Below are 25,119 nucleotides of genomic sequence, written 5' to 3'. Positions count from 1 at the left end.
GATTTTTATGAAAAAAGTATTCGTATTCATGGTTTTATTGTTTTCAGTCACGTTGTTAGTTGCATGTAACAATGGTGGCACAGAAGATGGCAAAGTTAAAATCACTTACGCCAACTGGAATTTAGGGGCACCTGATGCAGAAACCCCAAACATGGAAAGATTGATGATTGAAGCATTTGAAGAAGCCAATCCTGACATTGATGTGGAAATCATCGAAAGACCAAAGATTCCTGGCACCACCAATGACGTTTCTTGGAGTGAGTTCCTCGCTGCTAGAGCATCCACAGAAAGTCTACCAGATGTCTTCATGGCTGATGACATCCCTTACTATGTCGTCAATGACTGGGCTTATAACATCACAGAAGTAGCCAATGCAGACCCTGAGTTTTTAAATGTCTCTGAAGGCATTCGTGGTGCAGCTACATACAATGGTAAAGTCATGGCATTACCAAACGCTGTATTCTATGCAGGTTATGTTGTCAATAAGACATTATACGATCAACGTGGACAAGACTGGCCAACCACAACGACCACATTCGATGAATTCATTCAATTGACCAAAGCCGCTGCGAACCATTCATCGACAACCAATACCGGTATTGTCGGGTTAGAAGGTATCGAACACATCATTCACTGGTACCCAGCCCAACTCAATAACGATTATGGTTGGTTTACGATGACACAAGATGGTTTCAATTTGGATTCCACTGAATTCGCCACCACCATCGATTTCTATCGTTCATTACAAACAGACACATCCTTTGTATTAGAAGCACTCCAATACGAAGCAGCTAAAGAAGATTCCGGTATTGACATCGAAGCCATTTTCCAAGGTGGTAGCGCTGGTGCAGCGTTTAATAACGGTGCGATCCTTGCGAAATGGTTCTATTCATGGGATTTTGGTTGGATGCAAGCCAACATCAACACAGGTAACTATACTTGGGACTTAGATTTCATTGGTACCCCTGTCGTCAATGGCAACAAACGCGTGCCAATCGTCGCTGACTTCTTCACCATCGCTTCAAACACTGATCACCCTCAAGAAGCCTATGAATTGGCTAAGTGGATGGGATTTGGTAAAGATGGTTATTTGAAACGCATTGAATTGTCCAAATCGGTCGAAGGGCTTTCCCAAGTCAACTTCGCACCGCTTCAAAACGATGCAGACTTATTAGATGCCTACTTCGAACTGTACCCAGCATTCACAGGCTTAAGAGCCATCGTTGAAGCAGGTAATGTCGTTGTTGAACCACCGAAATTCTTACCTGGTTACATTCAAGCACGTTACCAAGGTACTTATGACGCTGAAAACAAGATGGGAGACATCATCAACAAGCTACGCTTTGGTGAAGTTCTTTACGCTGACGTTAGAGTAAACTTAAATAACCGTGCAAACGCTATTTATGACGAAGCGAAAGCGGCGTTTGATCAAGCAATTCAACAAAGATAAGACAAATGATAGGGGAAATCTACGTCCAGATTTCCCCTTCTTCAAATGAAACACTGTGGAGGTTAAGATGAAAATTTCAGCTAAAATGCGTAAAATCATGATGGGTTCTTTAGGGCTATTATTGATGATTTGGATCGTCAATATCATTGTCCAAAACCTCAACCCTGAGGTTGCGAAACCCACGTTAATCGAATATACCACTTCCGCACAATCGGGTACATACGCGGCTTTTTTACAAGCCCATGCCCAAACCTATGACAATGATCAAAGCTACTCATATCCGGCATCATCGTTCATTTTAGAACCAGGTGAAGCCATTTCTGTGGGTGGTTTTTATGATTGGACAACAGAAAGTTTCCTCGATTTGTCCCTTTCAGGGGTAACCCCTGGTTTGTATCAAATCGTGATGAATTATCAAGCAAAATCAGACAATTATTTACCGATTGTATTATCGATGACAATCGATGGAGCATTGCCTTATCAAGAAGCAGCACAAGCCTCTTTAGATACCTATTGGGTAGAGGCGGACGATGAAGTCAGACAAGACCGTTATGGCAACGATGTTTCTGTCTTAAAGGCGACCTACGATGCGTATGTCATCCAACCGCTTAAAGACCCGAACCGATTATACACAGAAGGGTTATTGGTGTATCTGGATGAAACAGTGGATGTCATCACATTGGAGAAGATTTCTGGGGCACTTCAACTGAAATCCATCGAATTGGTGCCTCATCAATCATTAATACCTTACAGTGATTATTTGCCTCAAGGCAGTTTTGTTCAAACCCCTAATTACCGATTTGAAGCAGAAGATATGTTCTTAATGAACCACTCCAGTATTACCAGAGGGATTTCTAAAGACATCGGGGTTTTGCCATTTTCTATATCCAAACTCAAACTCAATGTGTTAGGGACTGAAAACTATCAAGAACCTGGTGACGCAGTCACCTGGATCGCAGATATTGAAACAGCGGGTTATTATGAATTGACCTTTAAAGTCAGACAAGACCGTCAAAAGACCACAACCTATAGAACATTGTATATCAATGGTGAAATACCATTTGAAGAAGCCAAACATTTACCATTTGGGTTTAGTCGAAACTGGCAAAATGTGACATTATCGAGTTTAGAAGGCGAACCTTATCTATTTTATCTAGAACCAGGGGATACCATCACCCTCGAAGTCGACAGCCGTCTATTCATCGATATTGCGAGAAAAATGCGCATGATTTCGGATGAAATGACCCAATTCGGATTAGAAGTAACCAAACTTACCCGCAACAATGTCGATAAATCGATCGACTGGGATATGATTGCCTATTTCCCAGACATTTACACACGTTTAGAATCCTGGACCGTTGGACTCACAGAAGTCATTGAAGCATTAGATCAACTCTATGGGTATCAAGGGGATTCCAAAACCGTTTCCGATTTAAAAGCAGCAAAATCCAAAATTCAAACCCTCATCAACGACATCGATGAAATTCCAAGACGTTTAACCTTGTTATCCACTGGGTCATCGTCAGCGGTTACCCTCATCTCGGGTCAAATCGATGTGGTTTTACAACAACCCCTCGTCATGGATGCGTTTTTTGTTCATGGCGATCCAAAATTACCAAGACCGAATGCGCGTTTCTTTGAGTCCATCGCGATTGGCGTCCAACGATTTTTCGCTTCTTTTATCAACCCATCCTATTCTGAAGGGGTAGCTGATGACGAAATCGAAGTCTGGGTCAACCGTTCGAGACAATATGTCGACCTCATTCAGCGTATTACCGATGGCGTATTTACGGAGGAAACCGGGATTAAAGTCAAAGTTTCCATCATGAACGATGATGGTAAACTGTTGCTCGCAAACTCAGCTGACCAACAACCCGATGTGGCACTCGGGGTATCGGCGTGGATTCCAAACGATTACGGTATGCGAGGGATGCTCGTCGATTTATCCTCGATGCCTGGGTTTGAACAAACCCTTCAAGTATTTAATCCAGAACAAGTGGTGCCGATGATATACAACAACCAATTGTTTGGGTTGCCTGAAACTGAAAACTTCTATGTCCTCGTTTATCGAAAAGACATTTTAGATCAATTAGAACTCGATGTACCAAACACGTGGGATGATGTCTTAGAGATGTTACCCATTCTGGAACGTTATGGGATGAGTTTTTATGTCCCACTATCGAATAATTCCAGTTTGAAATCATTTGATACCACAGCACCATTCATTTTCCAATTTGGTGGTCAATTATACGCTGAGGATGGTTTATCCGCAGCGATTGATAATGAAAACACAATTCAAGCCATGACATTTATGGCGGATTTATACAGAGAATACAGCTTGTCTTATCAAGTGCCAAGCTTCTTTAATAGTTTCCGTTATGGGAAAATCCCTGTCGGTATCGCTGATTTTGGGATGTACCTACAACTCCTCAACGCAGCCTCTGAAATCAAAGGTTTATGGGATATCGCCTTGGTGCCTGGGGTAGAACGCGAAGGTGAAATTCACCGCGACATGCCTGGGGCACAACAAGCGAGCATCCTCTTTAAAAAGAGCCAAAAACAAGACGATGCCTGGGCATTCATGCAGTGGTGGCATTCTACTGAAACCCAAGTATTATTCTCAAATACTTTGATCAATACACTTGGTACCAGATACTTATGGAATACTGCCAATATCGAAGCCTTTGAACAACTCAATTGGAACAAAGCCCATCAAGACATTATTTTAGAACAATGGACCCATTTGAGAGAAGTACCGAAGATTCCAGGGTCATATATGGTGGAACGTGAATTGTCCAATACCCTAAACAGTGTGGTCTTTTATGATGCCAATTTGAGAAGTACCATGACCGACAGCATTCTCAAGATGAATAAAGAAATCAGTCGAAAGATGTTGGAGTTTGGTTATATCAATTCAAGGGGAGAATCCATTAAACCATTCATCATACCAAATCGAAGTATCGTCGAAGGGTGGGTGAATGACCATGAATAAACTTCAACAATTCATCCAAACAGAAAAACGACAATTCAAACAGGACGATAAAGCGGCTTATTTGTTCGCTTTACCGTATACCTTGTTATTTATTGTCTTCATTGTAGTTCCTATTTTACTCGCGATTCTGTTGTCATTTACAACCTATGATTTGGTCAGTTCACCGAAACCCATCGGGATGAACAACTATATTTATTTACTGACCAGCGACGAAGAATTTATGAAATACATCCTTTCTAACACCATTAAATTCTCTATTTTGGTTGGACCTGGTGGGTATGTATTATCCTTCGTTCTAGCGTGGTGTTTGGCTCAGTTACCGCACCGTTTAAGAACCATTTTAGCCGTGATTTTATACACCCCATCGTTAACGGCTGGGGTGACCATGAGCGTCATTTGGAAAGTTTTCTTTGCGGGAGATTCGAGTGGTTATTTAAACTATATTCTTTTAGAACTGGGTTTAATCGTTGAACCGATTGCGTTCTTACAATCCCCTCAATACTTATTTACCATCATGGTATTAGTCACCCTTTGGGGGTCCATGGGGGTTGGGTTCTTAGCGATGCTTGCCGGTATTTTAAATGTCGATAAAGAACTCTATGAAGCCGCTTATTTGGATGGGGTTAAAAACCGCTTCCAAGAAGTCATCCACATCACGATTCCTTCGATGAAACCGCAGATGTTGTTTGGTGCTGTGATGGCAATTGTTACAGCATTTTCAACGGGGGCCATTGGGGTTCAATTATCGGGTAGTAACCCAACACCGAACTATGCGGGGTCTTTGATTGTCAACCACATTGAAGACTTCGGATTCATTCGATACGATATGGGTTACGCGGCAGCGCTATCGGTAGCGTTACTCTTATTGATCTATTTCTTTAGCAAGATTGCGTACAGATTATTTGGAGAAAGGGACTAGGTGGAAAAGATGCCAAAATTTCAAGCCATTAGAACCAATCCAGACAAATTTCATCTCTCACAATTGCCCTATTTACTCTTTGTGTTGCCATTTGCGGCAGTCATGGTACTGCCGCTAGCATACATTTTTAACCATGCGTTTAAACCGTTTGATGAACTCATTGAATACCCACCAAGGTTCTTTGTTCAAAGACCGACTTGGGATAATTTCATTGAACTCTTCCAAGCGTCCACCACCACAGGAATTCCCGTATCAAGATACTTATTTAATTCGATTGTGATTACCTTATTGGTTGTCTTCTTATCGATATTTCTCAGTAGTATCACCGGTTATGCTTTATCTAAAATGAAATTTCATATCAATAAAGTGCTTTCTGAAATCAATACCATCGCGATGATGTTTGTTGGTACAGCCGTCATCATTCCAAGATACATCATCACCGAAAGTTTTGGTTTGGTGGATACCTTTTGGGTGCACATCATCCCCGCTTTAGCGGTGCCTATTGGGTTGTTCTTAATTAAACAATTCATTGACCAAATTCCCAATGAACTGATAGAAGCAGCTAAAATCGATGGCGCGAATCATTTCACCATTTACTTGAAAATCATTTTACCACTCATCAAACCAGCACTCGCAACCATCGCGATTTTATCCTTCCAATCGGTTTGGAATAACGCCGATGTGTCCGCAACCTACATCAATTCCGACAGTTTGAGAACATTCGCTTATTACATGTCTACCCTCTCTTCCGCATCCAACCAAGTGGTTGGGATTGGGATGAGTGCGGCAGCCAGCTTAATCATGTTCTTACCCAATTTAATCATCTTCATTTTCCTACAGAGTAAAGTCATGAATACCATGGCACACTCTGGGATTAAGTAGGAGATCATCATGAAAAAAATCATTGGATTGATGTGTATCTTACTAGGGTTTGGATTCCTATTTTCGACCATCCAAACCAAAGCCTCTCAAGCAACCACTGGGATTCCCTACAATACCTATACTTTGGGGGAATACAACCGTTTGGTTCAGACCCAAACCGCTTATATCCCTGTGGGCACATTGAGTGATTTAAATCTCAAAAACCCACAAGATATCTATCAAAAGAACAATCAACTGTATATCGCTGATACCGGCAACAAACGCATTTTATGGGTTGAACTCGATGGGACACTCATCGATACGTTTGAATCCCCAGAATTCGTCACCCCAACCGGGGTATTTGTCGATGGGCAATCGATGTATGTTGCAGATAAAGATGCGCGAACGGTGTTCATTTTAGATCTCAATACGAAAACCATTCATACCCGTATCACCAAACCAACTTCTCCAATCTTTGGTGCGAACAATGCGTTCTTGCCGACCAAAGTCGTGGTTGGTTCGAATGACGCCATTTACGTCGTGGGTGAAGGGTCTACCTCAGGGATCATTCAGCTTAACTACGCTGGTGAGTTTGTCGGTTACTTAGGGATCAACAGTGTTACCATCAGTTTCCGAAAGTTTTTATACAATTTATTCGTTAAAGATTCTGATTTAGCATCTTCTCTACCACCATCACCAACCAATGTGGCACTCGGTCAAAAGGGGTCTATTTTAACCACCAACATCAATTTCAGTCAATCATTTAAGCGATTGAATATTTCTGGGGTGAATACACTATTATCCGATACCTTATACCCTAATACGGCATTGGCAGACATATGGATGAACGATGAGAACTATATTTATATGGTATCCACCACAGGTGATATTTATGAATATGACGCCAATGGTCGATTGTTATTCCAATTCAATACCAAAGATAGTTCCATGAAACAAACCCTCGGTCTAACCAATACCCCATCGGGTATTACAACCGATGAGGCAGGGAATCTTTATGTATTAGACCGTATTTACAACAACATTCAAATTTACCAAAGAACTGTGTTCGTGGATTTAGTTCATACCGCGGTTACCCTATACAACGATGGTAAGTATTTAGAATCCAAACCCATTTGGGAAGAAATTTTAAGACAAAATACCGGGTTTGCGTTAGCACATGCCGCTTTGGGTGAAGCCTTGGTCAAAGAAGGTAACTTTGAAGATGCTCTAGATGCATTCTTTGAAGCCAAAGATTTGGCAGGCTATTCGAATGCCTATTGGGAAATCCGTAATGTCGCCATTCAGAATTATTTGGTGACTTGGGTACTGGTTGGTCTTGGATTATGGGTGGTTTATAAGGTTTCAAGAAGAAGTGTTGAGTACTTACCATTCTATTCAACCATTCAAGATAAAGTGAATACCTTTAAATCCTACCGAGTGGTTTCTCAAATTCGTTTGACCAAAAACATATTTAAGAAACCCGCTGATTTAGTCTATTATGTGAAACGGGAAAACAAAGGTGGTTATTTGAGTGGGTCACTCATCCTTTTAGGATTCATCATCGTTTATCTATCCGATACTTACTTATCGGGATTCCTGTTTAGAAATCATTTTGTCGGAAACCTCATTCAAGAACTCAGTTTGGTACTGACCGTCTTTGGTTTATATGTCGTTGTGAACTATTTGGTTTCCACATTCTCGGATGGTGAAGGTCGTTTTAAAGATGTATTTGTGATGTCAGCTTACGCCTTGATTCCATTCATCTTATTCATCCCAGTGATGACGATTTTGTCTCACTTCCTAACGTATAATGAAGCCTTTATTTACTCGTTCTACCATCAAGTGGTTTTCTATTACACCATTTTCCTATTCGTTTATACTTTAAAAGAAGTCCACAACTATACCTTATTAGAGACCATTAAGAGCATCTTATTGATTCTCTTTGGTATGCTTATTTTGGTTTTGATGGGGTTACTCATCTACGCATTCATCGGTCAAGTGTGGGACTTTGTTGTTTCGATCATTAAGGAGGTGATCTACCGTGTTTAGACACATCCGTATTAAAGTATGGATTTTGATATCCATCCTAGCATTGGGTTTGGGCGTGAAAGTCGCTATCGATAGTGCGATTTTGACCTCTGCAGATCAACCACTCCCGAGTTTCTCACAAATCACCGATTATGTGTCATCAAATCGATACACTCAAGTCGATGATTTAACGGCAGTCACCAGTCCTTATACTGTTGACCCTGAGCATACCGTGATTCCAACCGAATTAGGTAATGTCTATCTTGACATGAGTTCATTGTCATTCATGATTGAAAACGAACGTGGTTATATGTTCTCAAGTACCATTGATTACACCACCTCAGGTTTGTCTAATAACTGGCAACGCCGTGTGAGAAGTGCGATTCACATTTACTCTTATAACACCAATACGGCGAATAATGCGAGAACAGAGGAGTTTATTCTTTCAGAAAATACCTCTAAAACCACGCGCATCATCGACAATGGGTTTGAGTCTACCATTCGTTTTGGAATATCGAGAATCGCCATCACCTTGAAAGTGCAATTTTTAAGTGAAGGCATCGTCGTTGAAATCCCCAATGAATCGATTGTTGAATCGGGTAGTTTCAAAATCGCGTCCCTCTATGTGTACCCTTACTTAGGGGCAGTTAAAGAAGATACCATCCCTGGGTATATGTTTGTTCCAGATGGCGTAGGTGCATTGGTCAGATACCCGAAGGCAGTGACCGCCAATCCATACTCTAAAGAATTTTATTCACCGAATTTATCCTTCAATACAGAATCGGATTTAAATCGTATGATATCTGAAGGGACCCAATTGTACGCCCCTGTGTTTGGTTTTGTCCATGGCATAGAACAAAATGCGATGTTCGCAACCATCGAATCTGGTGCGGAAAATGGGGTTTTAACCATCAACTACGCCGGCAATTTAACGCCGTATAACGCGATATTTACTGAATTTATCTATCGTCGCATTTACAATCAACCGATCGATAAAGCAGGCAATGTCATCACCCTCATGCAGGAAAATCGTAATCCGATTGACATTAAAATCAAGTATCAAATGCTTGTCAATGAGGATGCAAGTTATGTTGGGATGGCAAAAGCATACCGCGAACAGCTTATTTCAAGCAACCAATTGACACGTCAAACCCCGAGTGTCGGTCCTACGCCACTCAAACTTGAATCCATTGGTTTGGTCAAAAAAGATGGCATTCTGTTTTCGGATACCATCGTCATGACCAAGTTAAACGCGTTAAGAACGATGATTGAATCCTTAACGATGGACAACATCATTGTCGCCTACGATGGGTTTACCAATACCGGTGCTGCCTGGGATGGTCCAACCTATGGCGGTCTATCCAATCGTTTGGGTTCTTCCAAAGATATTGAAGCTTTAAAAGCACAAGTAGCAGCCCTCTATTTTGTTACGGACGCAGTCAAAGCCAGTAGCCGTTCGGGAGACTATCAAGGGTTCACCGATTTGGCCAAGAAAATCAATGAACAAAGCTATCGTTTTGTTGAAATAGACCACAATCGCTTTTTGCTCAAACATTCAAAAGTAACATCGAGTTTCGAGGCTACTGAACACAGATTATCGAAATATGATGTCGATGGTTTGGCAGTACATTCTTTAGGCAATACCTTATATGCCGATTATGGCACAGGCGTGAGTTTAGGACAATCCATCGAAATATTCCAAACCCTGTTAAGTGAGGCTACGATGAAAACCGCTTTGTATGATGCGTATGCTTACCTTTGGGGACGAATGGACACTTATTTCGACTTACCAATGTATTCTTCACAATATTTATCCTTTAGTGATACCGTACCATTTATCCCAATCGTCTTAAAAGGGTCAATGGACTTATTTGGTTCCAACGCCAATTTCTATGATTATGCGAGAGACCAACTCTTAAGAAGCATCGATTATGGTGTAAATTTATCCTTTATCGTCACAGAAGCTTCCTCTAAAAATTTACAAGACACCGCTTTAAGACACATTTATACCTCGAGATTTACCGACCTTAAACCAGCCATTGAAACGTATTATGCGTTCGTCAATGGGGCATTATCCTTTGTTCAAGGTCAAACCATCGAGTCGAGAACGGTTTTACAAGAAGGCGTGGTTAAAGTGGTCTACGAAGACGACACCACCATTTATGTGAATTATTTAGACCAAATGGTCATCGCTGAGGGTCGTGTGGTTTTACCAAAGAATTATATCGTGGTGAAACAAGGGGTCATCTTGTCACAAACCATGGGAGGTGTCCTATGAAAAAACCGATGGCCAGAGCTACCCGTGAAAACATTTATGGGTACACATTCATTGGCATATGGGTGCTGGGTTTCCTCATTTTCATGGTTTACCCATTACTCACATCCATTTTCTACAGTTTAAATGACGTCAGATTTACTGCAGATGGCATTAGAACCACCTTCGTTGGGTTTGATAATTACTTAAAGATATTCCAAATTGAACAAGGGTTTGTCTTTGTGGAGTCCTTAACAGCATTCTTACAACAAATGGTTTTACAAATCCCAGTCATCGTGGTATTTTCCATTTTGATTGCGTTACTACTCAATCAGAAAATCAAAGGCAGAGGCATTTTCCGATCGATTTTCTTCTTACCTGTCATCATTTCATCGGGTCCAGTCATCAATGAGCTCATATCTCAAGGGGCTGGGGGCACCAATATTTTTGATTCGTATGGGTTCATCACCATCATTGAATCGACACTTAACCCTGGACTAGCCAAACCGATTGTCGATTTGTTCTCACAAATCATCATCATCTTTTGGTTCAGTGGGGTTCAAATCTTGATTTTCATCGCTGGTCTTCAAAAAATCGATGGTCAAATTTACGAAGCCGCACAAATCGACGGTGCTGGTCCGTGGCAATCCTTTTGGAAAATCACGATGCCATCACTATCGAGTCTCATCTTTGTCAATACGATTTATACCATCGTTTTACTGACCACATTCTCGGAAAATAAAGTCATTCTTTCCATCAAATCAAACATGTTCAATACCGTGACTGGGTTTGGTATGGCTTCCGCGATGGCATGGCTTTACGCTTTGGTTGTATTCATCACGATTGGTTTAGTCGCGTTCTTGTTTAGAACCAAGAACAGTAGAAGGAGGACTTAAGTATGCAAAATCGTAAAGCGACCATACAAAAATTCTTCCTCGGCCGTCATTTTACAGATGGTATGATTTTCAAAGTGGCCATCTATGTATTATTGATATCTATTGGCTTTGTCTATTTGTATCCGATGTTGTATATGATTTCCAACAGCTTAAAGAGCCAAAGTGATATCATCAACCCGATGATCAACTGGATTCCATCTGAGTTTTTCATGGGCAACTATCAAAGTGCATTTAGGGTTTTAAACTACTTCAGTACGTTTTATAAGAGTTGGTTGGTCACCTTGTTACCCGCGTTGATTCAAACGGCTGTGACCTCACTCATTGGCTATGGGTTCGCAACATTCAACTTTAAGTTTAAGAAAGTATGGTTGGTCTTGGTCTTACTCACCTTCATCATTCCACCACAGGTTTATATGATTCCAAGGTATGTTATGTTCTTTAGACTCTACCTATACAGAACCCCATTTTCCATCATCCTACCAGCATTGTTTGGTCAGGGGTTGAATTCCGCGATATTCATTTTGATTTTCTATCAATTCTTTAGAATGATTCCGAAATCATTGAATGAAGCGGCTGAAATCGATGGGGCTAGCCAAGGGTATATCTTCTTTAAAATGGCGGTACCCCTATCGGTACCAGCTTACATCACCAGTTTCTTGTTTGGTTTGGTATGGTATTGGAATGAAACCTATATTTCAAGTTTATTCCTAGACTCTAGCAATGCCAATTTACAGCTCAAGTTAGCGAATTTCGTCTCTGAATACCAAGCGGTATCCGGGGGCAATCAAAACTTAGTTATGCTCAATGAAGGCGTTCGCTTGGCGGCGACCTTACTCATCATCTTGCCGATGATCATCGTCTACTTCACCATGCAACGTTGGTTTGTTGAAGGCGTCGAAAAGACCGGCATCACAGGAGAATAGTTATGAAAAAATTAGCATTCATCGTTTTAGGTTTATTGTTTTTAACCGGTTTATACGGGTGTGGTGGGGGCAGTCAAGACCCTTTCCCAATCAATACCAAGTCTTACCGTACAGATGTTAAACAAGATGTGGATCCGGTTGTTTTAGAAGAACTTGAACTCGCCTTTGATTTCTTTTGGGAAACCCAAAATACCAACACGGCACAAGCAGGGTATGGTCTCATTCCTGACCGTTTCCACACGAATACGAATCAAATCGGTACTGTGGCATCCATCGCGTCTGTAGGTTTTGGATTAACCGCGATTCCGATTGGGGTTGAAAATGGCTTTATCACAAGAGAAGAAGGCGAAGAACGTGCCTATCAAACACTTGTTTCTATGAGCAATTTAGATAGACGTCATGGGTTCTTTTTCCACTTCATGGACATGCAAACAGGGGCACGTGTATGGGAAAGTGAAGTATCGATCATCGATACCGCTTTATTCATCAATGGGGCACTGACTGCGGGTCGTTTCTTTGGTGGTAGAACAGAAAAGTTATCGAGAGAACTCTATGAAGCGATTGAATGGAACTGGTATTACGATGCCAGCCAAAGCCGTTTCTATATGGGGTATTGGCCTGAACGTGGTTTTGAAGGGCATTGGGGCGGCTATGCCGAACAGTTGATGTTGTATGTATTGGCAGCGGGTAGCCCAACTTTCCCAGTGGGTAAGAGTGCTTATAATCGTATGAAGTTATCATCAACCTTACACTCCGCTACCCCTGAGTATGGTGCGTTCTATTCGACCCATACCGGTAGCTTATTCACACACCAATATTCACACGCATGGATCGATTTTGCTCAATATAATGATGCGCAAGGTTTTAACTGGTTTACCAATAGCGTTCACGCAACCGAAGCAGCCATCGCATACGCAAAAACGTTAACCCCACTGTATGAAGGCATCAACGCAAACTCTTGGGGGATGTCAGCAGCTGACGGTCCAAACGGCTATAAAGGCAACTATGGTAGTGGACCATCTGCAGGTAATGCTCATTTCAATGACGGCACAGTGCCTGCCTATGGCGCGATTGGATCCATTGTCTTTAAACCCGTAGAAGCCATCGCAGCGATGAAAAACTATCGTACGTTCCCATCGTATTTCAGTAAGTATGGATTTAAAGATTCATATAACCTGAGTGTTGGCGTCAATGGATGGTTCGCCAATGACATCATTGGCATCGATAAAGGGATTTCGATTGTCATGTTAGAAAACTACATGTCTGGTATGGTATGGAAAATCCATATGGAAATCGATTATATCCAAGTAGGTTTAGAAAACCTAGGTTTTACCAAAGTAAACACATAAATAAAATAACCCCTTTTATCCTAGGGTTTCGGTTGAAAACCCTAGGAAAATGGGGTAAAATAGATGAGGTTAAACGTTTCAATTTGACCAGGAGTGGACTATGACGAACCAAATGCTCATTGAGCACATACAAAAAACGGCCTTTGATTTTTTCATGGGCGAAACGAATTATAAATCAGAACCTGGGTTTGGTATGACCGTTGATCATACCGAAAAACCCCATGTCGCATCCATCGCTTCCGTTGGATTTACCCTTTCTGCTTACGTGGTTGGGGTAGCGAATCAATATATGACTTATGAGGATGCGAGAGAGAAAGTCATTCAAACATTGATTACCTTACGAGACCATGTGAGTCACTATCAAGGTTTTTTCGCACACTTCGTCGATATCCATACCGCACAACGACTCGGTCATTGTGAGTATTCGACGATCGACACCGCCCTCGCATTAAACGGTGTCATCACAGTAGATGCGTATTTTAAAGACGACACCATTCACCAATTGGCGTATGACATCATTCATCGTATCGATTTTGATATGCTGGTGCATACCCATGAAGGTAAACCAAGGTTATACATGGCCTACAATCCCGATAAGGATGGGGATTATGTCCATGGTAGACCTGGATTCATCCACCACTGGGGGATGTTTGCAGAACAACTCATGATGTATGTCATGATTGCTGGACTTCACAAAGACCACAACCTGTCGAATGCTTTATATGAAGGCTTTGACCGTATCTATAAATCGTATCAACAACACCGATTCATCATCACACCAGGCAACACATTATTTGTGTATCAATTTCCACTGGCCTGGTTGGATTTGAAGGATGTCGTGGACCGTCAAGGGATTTCTTGGTTCAATAACGCCAGAAACGCGACCTATGCACACCGTGCCTTTTGTTTGAGACACCAAAAAGCATTTAAAACATTCAACAAATACAGCTTTGGCTTAACCGCAGGTTATACACCGAGTGGGTATTATGTTGCGAATGCATTGCCAAATATGTTGGGCAAATACTACACCAACGGGACCATTTCACCCTCAGCGATGGTAGGCAGTTTACCGTTTGCGAAAGAGATTTGCTTACCAGCCATTAAACATATGGCGAATCAACCTGAGCTTTGGGGTAAGTATGGTTTGGTGGGTTCTTACAACTTCGAAAAAGAACCTTGGATTTCAACCAGAGATTATGCCTTAGATAAAGGTTTAGAGTTATTGATGGCAAATGCCTATTTAACCAAAGATGTCCAGAATGCATACATGAGTCATCCAATCATTCAAACCGGAATGGGGGTATTGGGATGGAAAAAAATCGAAAAGCAGTAGTCTATCAAATCTATCCACTAAGTTTCAAAGATACCAATCACGATGGGATTGGGGATCTAAATGGCATTACCTCTGAACTCGATTACCTAAGAGACTTGGGTATCGATGTCATTTGGTTATCGCCAGTGTATCAATCACCGATGGATGACAACGGCTATGATATTTCAGATTATTACCAAATCAACCCGATGTTTGGGTCAAAAGCAGACCTCATGGTGCTTTTAACCACTGCCCATCAAAAAGGTTTGAAAGTCATCATGGATTTGGTGTTGAATCATACCTCGGATGAACATGTGTGGTTCAAAGAAGCCCTTAAAGGTAAAGATAATCCATATTATGATTATTATATTTGGTCTGAAAAACCATCCGACATCACTTCTGTGTTTAGTGGGTCTGCTTGGCAATTTGTACCGCATTTGAACGAGTATTATTTTCACTTATTTAGCGTAAAACAACCCGATTTGAATTGGCAAAACCCGCGTTTAAGACAAGAAATCTATCAGATGATCAACCATTGGTTGGATTTAGGGTTTGATGGCTTTAGACTCGATGTCATTGATTTGATTGGCAAAGATGTCCATCAAAAACAACTCGCCGATGGTCCGTACCTTGAAACTTATTTAGAAGAACTGTATGAGACTTGTTTTAAAGGTAAAGAGGTCTTCACCGTGGGTGAAATGCCAGGCATTTCTTTGAAGCGTGCCAATGAGATTACCACGACACAAAAAGCCTTAGACATGGTCTTTCAATTTGACCATATCGCGTTGGATGAGGTTCAAGGTCAAGGCAAATGGGTGCTAAAAAAACTCGATTTAATCGCTTTAAAACAAACCTTAAACCATACCCAACAACTCTTTAAACACCAAGGTTGGGCCAGCTTATTTTGGTCGAACCATGACCAACCAAGGGCGGTATCCCGCTATGGGAATCCCAAAGAGCCTTACCGTAAGGACAGCGCGAAAATGTTATTCACGTTGTTATTCGGTATGAAGGGCACACCTTACATTTATCAAGGTGAAGAGTTTGGTATGACCGGTATTCAATTACCGATCGAAGATTACCGTGACATCGAAACCAAAAATATTTATCAAGAATTAAAGACCAAAGGTTGGCCTGAAGCTGATATTATGAATTCGATTTACGCGAAAGGCAGAGACAACTCTAGAACGCCGATGCAGTGGAATGATTCAGCCTACGGTGGTTTCTCAACGGTAACCCCTTGGTTAAAAGTCAATCCAAATCACATTTGGATCAATCGTGATTTGGATTCAAAAGACCCCAATGGCATTTTGTCTTATTTAAAAACATTACTCAAGTTGCGTAAACAATACGATGTATTTACCGATGGTGATTTCCACTTATTAGAGGATCAAAACCCTAACCTATTCATCTATGAACGCACCACACCTAAAGAACGCGTTTTGGTGGTTTGTAACTGGACCAGTGCGAATATCGAAAACCCAATTAAGGTAGACAATTTAGACATATTACTAACAAACGCAAGCGAACACAATACATTAAAACCATATTACGCCACCATATTTTATGAGAAGAGGGATTGAAATGATATCCATTGAAACTGTGATGAAGAACCTCACCATCGAAGAAAAAATCGGACAGTTGATGCAACTGGCACCCTTTTTCTTCATCGGTGATTTGAAAAAAGAAGTGTATGGCCCCATCCAAGCGTTGGGATTAAAAGAATCCGAAGTGTTTTTATCAGGGTCTGTTTTGGGGATTGGCAATGCTTCCGAAATGAAACGCGTACAACAAGCATACTTAGAAAAAAGCAGACACAAAATACCGCTCATTTTTATGGCGGATATCATTCATGGCTATAAAACCATATTCCCAGTGCCCCTCGCCATGGCCGCTTCCTTTAACCCTACATTGGTTAAAAAAGCAGCCCGTATTTCAGCACTAGAAGCACAAACGGCAGGAATCCACGTAACATTCTCGCCAATGGCGGATTTATCCCGTGACCCACGTTGGGGTAGGGTCGTTGAAGGCTTTGGTGAAGACCCATATTTAAATCAAGTCTATGCGAAAGCGATGGTCGAAGGCTATCAACATGATGGCATTGACAAAGTCGGTAACTTAGCGAGTTGTGTGAAACACTTCGCCGCTTACGGCGCGAGTGAAGCAGGTCGTGATTATAATACCGTCGATCTTTCTCGTTTAAACTTACACCAGTACTATATGTCTGGTTATAAAGCAGCGGTAGAAGCGGGTGCTCGTTTGGTAATGACCTCATTTAATATTGTGGAAGGCATCCCAGCGACTCAAAACAAATACCTTTTAAGAGATGTTTTAAAACAAGATTGGCAATTCGATGGTGTGGTCATTTCGGATTATGATTCCTTAAGACAAACCATCGAACACGGCACGTCAGAAAATGACCGTGAAGCCGCTAAAAAAGCGATTTTGGGCGGATTAGACATTGAAATGGCCACCTCATCTTATGTCTTAAACCTCAAATCGCTCATTGAATCGAATGAAGTTCCGATGGCTTTGTTGGATGACGCCGTTTATCGCGTACTCAAACTCAAACAAGATTTAGGGCTATTTGAAGACCCATTCAAAGGTGCGGATGAAATCAAAGAGAAAACATTTGTTTTATCCGATGAAAATAAGAAAGTCGCATTAGAAGTGGCGAGAGAATCGATGGTTTTACTCAAAAACGATGGTATTTTACCACTCAAAAAGACTCAAAAAATCGCTTTGATGGGCGAATACGTCGCTTTAACCGATACCATTGGTCCGTGGCATTGGCACGGTCGTCACGAAGACTGTATACCGCTATATGAAGCGATATCCGAGTATGCTAAACCCAACTTGATTTCAAATCAAAATACGCTTTCTAACTTATCTGAAACAGAATATGCTGGTTTATTAGACGCCGATGTTGTCGTGGTCGCGGTCGGTGAACACAAGATTGAATCGGGTGAAGCCCATTCAAAAGTCAATATCACCTTAAAACCACAAGATGAAGCATTGATTGATGCTTTATATCAGTTAGGCAAGCAAGTGGTCTTGGTTTTATTCCATGGTAGACCACTCGTACTTACCAAAGTTGAACCAAAAGTTAGTGCCATCTTAGATACATTCTTCTTAGGGACCATGTCTCAACAAGCGATTGCAGAAACATTATTTGGTTTGAATAACCCATCGGGTAAACTCACCATGAGTTACCCTAGACATGTGGGTCAAGTACCGATTTATTACAACCATTTGAATACAGGTAGACCATTTAAAAACGATGGGAACCCATTCACATCCTTTTATTTGGATGAACAAAATACCCCATTGTATCCATTTGGGTTTGGGTTATCTTATAGCTCATTTAAACTTATGAATTTAACACTTTCTACTCAAAAGATGACTGAAAAAGACACGATTATCGTTTCAGTCGATGTTGAAAACACATCCAATATCGATGGGTACGAAACTGTACAACTCTACATCCGAGACTATAGTGCAGAGGTATCGAGACCTGTTCAAGAATTAAAACAATTCAAAAAAGTGTGGGTAAAAGCCCATGAAAAAGTAGTGGTATCCTTTACCATCTCAGAACAAGATTTGGTCTATGTTCACAGTGATTTATCCGTTTACGCCGATCCAGGCAAATTCAGCATTCAAGTCGGAAATGCATCCAATCAAATACTTAAAGCCGACATCACACGTGTCTAGGGGGTTATGATATGCAACTAAAAATGGACATTAAAAAACATTTGTTATCGAGTAACGATCTCGTTTTTGAATTGCTAGAAAGCGGCGATTTATTTCGAATTAGGTATCACCACAATCAAATCAACTTATTGCGTGGGAATCTCTTAGATGGGTCGGTTTCTAACTTATACTTAAGACGTTTTCATGATGGCAAATATAGTTACAAAAAACTGTTAGGCATCCAATCGAATGCCGCATTTGAGATTGTTGGTAACCAAGCGGTCTATCAAGGACAAGCGTTTGGTATCGATTATCAAGTGGTATTATCACTTCATGGCCACGCGTGGGTCTACGATGTGTTATTGGGCAAAAAGACCTTAGATGGGGTCTATGATTTGTTCTATGGTCAAGATGTGGGCATCGCTTCTACCGGTTCTGTCCTCGCATCCGAAGCTTATACAGCACAATACATTGACCACCAAGCATTTAAAGATCAATTTGGTTACACCATTTGTTCTAGACAAAACCAAGGGGATACCCAAGTGTTACAAATAGGGTCATTGACTAAAAACGTTGGTTTCGTCACCGACGGGACACAATTCTTTGGTTTGTCTTATAAATTAACCAACGAACCAAAAGCGTTGTTTGAACCCAAATTAGCGAATGAAAACTACCAATATGAGTTTCCATATATTACCCTTCAGTCCGAACCACTCAAGCTCAATCAACCGACCTCGGTGGTTTTCTATGGTTATTATAAACCGCTCCATGAAGGCATTGTTTCCCAAAAATTCGCCGTTTTAGATACGTATAACTTTATTAAGACGATGTATCGTTTGACCCAACCCAAACGTTTGAAACCATTCTTGTACAATGAAGATGTGATTGTTGGTAAACCGGTGGATGAAAAAACACTTAAAGCGTTATATCCAAACCAATCTCATATAGAACATAAGGATCAATTATTATCGTTCTTTACCAATGAACACACCCATGTGGTCTCTCAAGCCAAAGAACTCTTGGTAGAAAGACCGCACGGACACATGATCATCCATGGGGATATGTTACATGTGTCAGAAAACATCATGGCTCAAACCAATTTCATGTATGGTGTGTTCGCCTCACACGTGGTGTTGGGTAATACCAATTTCCATAAATTACTCGGGGTAGTCAGAAACTTCTTAAATGTAGATAAGTTGTCAGGTATGCGCATTTATCTTAAAAAAGAGGGTAGAAATCATTTATTGACGATGCCATCCTATTATGAAATCGGCATTAACTTTTGTAAATGGGTTTACGTCTTAGAGAACGATACCTTAGAAGTGATGGTATCCGCCGATAAGGATGAACTCTCACAAAAAGTGACGTTTAAATCCCTTTCAGGAAAACACTATGACCTCACCGTTACCCAAGCATTGGTGATGCATCCGCAGGAATATGAAGTGAATATCCCACTCACAATTCAAACACACGAAATCACCATTGATACAACGCTAAATGGCTTCATTCATGATCATTATCCAACCTTAAAATACCGTTACCGTGTATCCGATATCGATTTATCCGAAACGATGTTGAGTCAAAACGAAGCGTTGTCTAATTTTGGCGTCATTACTTTTGAGTATACACAAAAAGAGGCGTTTGAATTCTATATCGACGGAACATTCGACACATTTAAAGATGTTATTATTGATTTGAAATCATCTCAACAGAAGTTCAATCAATTCATTGAAAGCTTAACTGGCATTCAACTCAAACACCCTAAACTTCAACATAAACTCGACATTTTGAATGAATCTGCCTTTTGGTTTACCCATAACGGGTTGGTGCATTACAGTTCACCGCATGGCCTTGAACAAAGCAATGGCGCAGCGTGGGGTACCAGAGACATCTGTCAAGGCCCTGCGGAATTGTTTATGGCAGCGTCACGTTATGATATCGTCAGAGAAATCCTGCTCAAAGTATTTAGACGTCAATTCGTCGAAGATGGGGATTTCCCACAATGGTTCATGTTTGACAACTATTACCGTATACAAGCCCATGAATCCCATGGTGACATCATCATTTGGCCACTCAGAACGTTGGGTATCTATTTGAAAGCGACTCAAGATTTATCGATTTTACAAGAACGTGTGCCTTACATGTCAAAACGTGAGAACGCATTTGTGAAAGCGGATAAGACTTTATTGGATCATATCGTTAGTACTTTAGATTGTATCGAAGCGTCCTATATCCCTAATACCCACCTACCCCGTTATGGCGGTGGTGACTGGGACGATACCTTACAACCAGCGAATCATGATTTGACATCCAAAATGGTCTCTGGTTGGACCATCGCGTTGTTATTTGACGCCTTAAATACGTTATCCATTGAATTGTCTCATTTAGAGATTGCGAAACGTTTGAATCAAATGAAACAGGATATGCAAAAGGATTATGAAACCTATATGGTTAAATCTGGCGTACCTGCAGGGTTCATTGTCTTCAATGATCAAAATCAAATCGATTATTTACTCCATCCAAACGATGAAAAAACAGGGCTAAAGTATCGCTTACTCGCTTTAAAACGCCCGATCATCTCAGAAATGATTGATAAACACCAAGCCGTCCAATACAAAGATTTCATCACACAGGTATTAAAACACCCAGATGGGGTGAGATTGATGGATACCGCAGTCACGTATCGTGGTGGATTGAAGACCTATTTCAGCCGTGCAGAAACGGCAGCGAACTTTGGTCGTGAAATTGGCATTCAATATTGTCACGCCCACATTCGTTTCATCGAAGCGATGGCGAAATTAGGTGAACCAGACTTGGCATTTGAAGCCTTATACACCATCAATCCAATCGACATTCAACAATCGGTTCCAAACGCGATGTTACGTCAATCAAATGTGTATTTCTCAAGCAGTGACGCGGCATTTAAAGACCGCTATGAAGCGAAAAGAGACTTTGAAAAGGTCCGTCAAGGACTCATCCCGGTCAAAGCTGGTTGGCGTATGTACTCTTCCGGACCAGGTATTTATTTGAATCAAATGGTATCGAATGTGCTTGGATTCAAACAGTACCATCAAGGCTTATGGATTGACCCAGCGTTACCTCAAGCACTCGATGGGTTAGAACTGTCTTACCACATGGGTAATTACCCGCTTCAAGTCAGCTACCACTTCGGTACTGAAAATCAAGTGAAAGTGGGACAACAAGTGGTATCGTCCACCCCAATGAACAACCGATACCGTGCGGCTGGGGTATGGATTCCTTCAGAGTTATTGAAGCAAAATCAAGTCAATCGTATTGAAGTGACCCTTAAAAAATAGTCAAAGATAAGCATGTGTGCGACAACACATGCTTATTTTGTTATAATGATAGTAGATAGGACGTGTTATGGTGTTTATCGTCACAGGTGCAAGCGGACACATTGGCAATCAAGTGGTTCGAACATTACTACAACAAGGCTATGAAGTCAAAGTGCTTGCGAGAAATCCACTCGCTCAATTTCAAGGCAAAGCCGTGGTCGTCACGCTAGGTGACCTTACCGACCCTGATTTTTTAAACCGTGAGATTCGCATTAGCGATATTGTCATCCACGCGGTCGGGTACATTGATTTACACAACAGTGATTATGACAAGTCGGTGGAAGCCAACTTAACCACAGCACAAGTCATGGCCGATGTGTGTAAAGACCGTGGGGCACGATTGGTCTATATATCTACAGCAGATATCATCGATAAAGAAGACGAAGGTATCATCGAAGAACCGGTCACATTTAAAACCATCGATCCAAGTGATCACTACGCCTATACCAAAAAAGAAGCGACCCTCTATGTTCGAAAAACCATCAAAAGCGGTTTATCTGGGGTTATTTTATATCCAACGGCTGTCATTGGTGCGAATGATTACAAACTTGGCCCGATCAGTAAAGAAATCCAATCGGTCCTTAAAAAACGTGTATTATTCTCTTTATCGGGTGGTTATAACTTTATCGATGTTGAAGACTTGTCAAAGGCCATCATTCAAAGCGGGTTCTTACCTTATAACGATGAATTCATCTTATCTGGTTTTAATCTATCCATTACCGATTTATACAAACGCATCCGCAACTTCACCAAACAAAAGAAAATCATCATTCATGTCCCTTTATGGTTGGTTCGTAAACTCATCGGTTTTAACAAACAGTATTCTATGAAGATGATCGATGTGGTGACTGAAAACCACAAATATTCAAACCAAAAAATGAAAAAAGCGTTGTTATCTGAGCTAAAACCATTCGATTTAACCCTCGCGGAAACCATCCGTTTCGTTCAAACAAAACGATAAATACGCCAATCCATGGCGTTTTTTTTCGTTTTACATGGTATAATCAAAAGGTAGGTGATTAATATGGAAAACAAACTCCCCATTGGTCAAAAATTGACCATCGAAGTACAACGTTTAGGGATCAACGGTGAAGGCATCGGGTATCATAATCGTAAAGCCATCTTTGTTGATTTTGCATTACCAAAAGAAGAAGTTGAGGTTGAAATTACAGCCGATTTTGATACGTATTATAAAGCGAATCTCGTTTCTATCGTCAAAAAGAGTCCATCGCGTGTCGAACCATTTTGTTCGGTCTATCATGAGTGTGGGGGTTGTCAGTTACAACACCTCGCCTATGATGAAACGCTCAAACTTAAACGTGAATTGATCATTCAAGCGATTCGTCGTTATGTGAAAACCCCAGTGTCTTTAGATTTGATCAAAGATACCATCCCTTCTGAACCAAATACGCATTATCGAAACAAAGCGAGCTTACCACTCCAATACAAGTATGGAAAAAATGTCATTGGGATGTATAAACCCAATTCCAATCATTTGGTAGAGATCAAAGATTGTCCAGTTCAAGAACAAGACATCAATAAGTTTTACACATTGATTCTCAATCAAATGGAAAAACGTAAAATGTTGGCGTACAACAATACCTCTAAAACAGGGACTGTTCGTTTCATCATCATCCGTAGAGCAGCAGCAACCAATGAGATGCAAGTCACCTTTATTCTTTATAAAGAAGACCCTGAAGTCGTTGAACTTGGTAAGTACTTGGTTGAAAAATTCAAAGAAATCGTCTCTGTGTACTCTGTCATCAATGATGATTTGAAATCAAGAGAGTTCTTCACCAAAAATACCCACTTAATCGCCGGTAAAGAAGCCATCAATGAAGTGTTGAATGGGGTTGTGTTCTCGTTAAAACCAGACGCATTCTTCCAACTCAATACCAAACAAGCCGATGTCTTATACAATAAAGTCATTGAATTGGGGAACTTTAAGAAAACAGACATCGTGATTGACGCCTATAGTGGTATCGCACCGATAGCGCAATACATCGCACCACATGTGAAAAATGTATACGCCATTGAGTCTGTACAGGCTTCTTATCAAAGCGCGAAAGATACGATCATTCAAAATGTGAACAAGAATATTGATTTGTTAAAAGGTGATGTGGTTGAAGTATTAAATAGAAATAAAAATATCCCAGTAGACGTCATTGTTTTTGACCCACCAAGAACAGGTTTGGGTGAAAAAGTGACTGAATTCTTATTGAAAAAGAAACCGAAGAAGATTATTTATATTTCATGTAACCCATCGACGCTTGCGAAAGACTTAGATGTCTTAACACAAACTTACACCATTATGAGCATTGAACCACTCGATATGTTTCCATTCACTGCGCATGTAGAGTCTATCACGTTGCTTTCATTAAAATAGCACTTGTTATATACTTGACACATACTTGACAGCACTCTATATTTAACCCAACTTAATAAAAATCAGCCATCAGATGACCTTCATAGGTATCCGATGGCTTTTTTTGTCTATGTGTGCAAATTTCGTCCATTGTGGGAACATATTTTTTGATGAAAAATGACCTTTTTTGTCCGAATGGTTGTCTTACGCAACATATTTAATTCAACATGGTAGTAACAACAAAAACTTATTATCGTTCAAAACCGGTGTAATTTCATTGACTGCTTATTTTGTTGTGATATAATATACCTATATGAATGAACGCTCATATAGATAGGAGATTAGTATGGATCAAAAAGATATCATTGAGTTTTGTGAATGTAATGTTCTTCACCCTGAAAAAATAGAAATAGCCCATAAAAATTTGCTTGATAATGAATCTATTTCACTTCTGACTTTGTTCTTCAAAACATTTAGTGATCCCACAAGAATGAAAATCATATTGGCATTAAAAGAAACCGAGTTGTGTGTATGCGATCTGTCTGCTGTGATTAGTGTCAGTCAATCCGCTGTCTCACATCAATTGAAAACCTTAAGAGAGAATCGTTTGGTTAAATACCGAAAAGAGGGGAATGTTGTTTATTACTCGCTTGACGATGACCACGTCCACGTGTTAATAACTCAAGCAATGAATCATCTAAAACATAAGTAGAATGGAGAAAAA

At 40.7% G+C, this 25,119-nt stretch carries 16 protein-coding genes; all 16 read left to right on the top strand.

Annotated features, from left to right (window positions below; all coding sequences use genetic code 11):
- The first annotated feature begins 7 nt into the window (after window positions 1-7).
- The 16 genes from N7548_RS07010 to N7548_RS06935 all read left to right on the top strand — a co-directional run bounded on the left by N7548_RS07010 (window position 8) and on the right by N7548_RS06935 (window position 25,107).
- Entirely contained in the window at window positions 8-1,450 is a 1,443-nt protein-coding gene (locus tag N7548_RS07010) for an ABC transporter substrate-binding protein (protein WP_263608760.1), read from the top strand.
- Between the two features lie 67 nt (window positions 1,451-1,517).
- The gene (locus N7548_RS07005; RefSeq protein ID WP_263608759.1) at window positions 1,518-4,442 is read left to right on the top strand and encodes an extracellular solute-binding protein; all 2,925 of its coding nucleotides are present in this window, start codon (window positions 1,518-1,520) and stop codon (window positions 4,440-4,442) included.
- Window positions 4,429-5,361, top strand: coding sequence for a carbohydrate ABC transporter permease (locus N7548_RS07000; RefSeq protein WP_373425186.1), 933 nt, complete (start codon window positions 4,429-4,431; stop codon window positions 5,359-5,361). Before N7548_RS07005 ends, N7548_RS07000 begins: the two co-directional genes overlap by 14 nt.
- A gap of 9 nt (window positions 5,362-5,370) precedes the next feature.
- Entirely contained in the window at window positions 5,371-6,243 is an 873-nt protein-coding gene (locus N7548_RS06995) for a carbohydrate ABC transporter permease (protein ID WP_263608757.1), read from the top strand.
- 9 nt (window positions 6,244-6,252) lie between these two features.
- Window positions 6,253-8,271, top strand: coding sequence for a YIP1 family protein (locus N7548_RS06990; protein WP_263608756.1), 2,019 nt, complete (start codon window positions 6,253-6,255; stop codon window positions 8,269-8,271).
- A complete protein-coding gene (locus N7548_RS06985) occupies window positions 8,264-10,528 on the top strand; it encodes a DUF5696 domain-containing protein (RefSeq protein WP_263608755.1) in 2,265 nt (754 codons plus the stop codon). The genes N7548_RS06990 and N7548_RS06985 overlap by 8 nt, the downstream gene beginning before the upstream one ends.
- Window positions 10,525-11,400: a carbohydrate ABC transporter permease gene (locus tag N7548_RS06980; protein ID WP_263608754.1), complete on the top strand. Its 876-nt coding sequence runs from the start codon at window positions 10,525-10,527 to the stop codon at window positions 11,398-11,400. The genes N7548_RS06985 and N7548_RS06980 overlap by 4 nt, the downstream gene beginning before the upstream one ends.
- Before the next feature lie 2 nt (window positions 11,401-11,402).
- On the top strand, window positions 11,403-12,323 hold the full coding sequence (locus N7548_RS06975) for a carbohydrate ABC transporter permease (RefSeq protein ID WP_263608753.1): 921 nt from the start codon (window positions 11,403-11,405) through the stop codon (window positions 12,321-12,323).
- A gap of 2 nt (window positions 12,324-12,325) precedes the next feature.
- Window positions 12,326-13,672: a glucoamylase family protein gene (locus tag N7548_RS06970; RefSeq protein WP_263608752.1), complete on the top strand. Its 1,347-nt coding sequence runs from the start codon at window positions 12,326-12,328 to the stop codon at window positions 13,670-13,672.
- 100 nt (window positions 13,673-13,772) lie between these two features.
- Window positions 13,773-15,005: a glucoamylase family protein gene (locus N7548_RS06965; protein ID WP_263608751.1), complete on the top strand. Its 1,233-nt coding sequence runs from the start codon at window positions 13,773-13,775 to the stop codon at window positions 15,003-15,005.
- Entirely contained in the window at window positions 14,981-16,567 is a 1,587-nt protein-coding gene (locus N7548_RS06960; RefSeq protein ID WP_263608750.1) for a glycoside hydrolase family 13 protein, read from the top strand. The genes N7548_RS06965 and N7548_RS06960 overlap by 25 nt, the downstream gene beginning before the upstream one ends.
- A 1-nt stretch (window position 16,568) precedes the next feature.
- Window positions 16,569-18,695, top strand: coding sequence for a glycoside hydrolase family 3 N-terminal domain-containing protein (locus tag N7548_RS06955; protein ID WP_263608749.1), 2,127 nt, complete (start codon window positions 16,569-16,571; stop codon window positions 18,693-18,695).
- Window positions 18,696-18,706: 11 nt separating this feature from the next.
- On the top strand, window positions 18,707-21,991 hold the full coding sequence (locus N7548_RS06950) for a GH36-type glycosyl hydrolase domain-containing protein (RefSeq protein ID WP_263608748.1): 3,285 nt from the start codon (window positions 18,707-18,709) through the stop codon (window positions 21,989-21,991).
- A gap of 67 nt (window positions 21,992-22,058) precedes the next feature.
- Window positions 22,059-22,991, top strand: coding sequence for an NAD-dependent epimerase/dehydratase family protein (locus N7548_RS06945; protein WP_263608747.1), 933 nt, complete (start codon window positions 22,059-22,061; stop codon window positions 22,989-22,991).
- A gap of 63 nt (window positions 22,992-23,054) precedes the next feature.
- The gene (gene rlmD / locus N7548_RS06940) at window positions 23,055-24,416 is read left to right on the top strand and encodes a 23S rRNA (uracil(1939)-C(5))-methyltransferase RlmD (RefSeq protein ID WP_263608746.1); all 1,362 of its coding nucleotides are present in this window, start codon (window positions 23,055-23,057) and stop codon (window positions 24,414-24,416) included.
- Between the two features lie 325 nt (window positions 24,417-24,741).
- Window positions 24,742-25,107, top strand: a complete 366-nt coding sequence (locus N7548_RS06935; RefSeq protein ID WP_262096464.1) for an ArsR/SmtB family transcription factor — start codon at window positions 24,742-24,744, stop codon at window positions 25,105-25,107.
- Window positions 25,108-25,119 lie beyond the last annotated feature (12 nt).

This window comes from Paracholeplasma manati (assembly GCF_025742995.1).
In the GTDB taxonomy this organism is placed as follows: domain Bacteria; phylum Bacillota_I; class Bacilli_A; order Acholeplasmatales; family UBA5453; genus Paracholeplasma; species Paracholeplasma manati.
The sequence above is the reverse complement of the archived record's forward strand: the minus strand, read 5'-3'. Positions and strand labels throughout refer to the sequence as shown.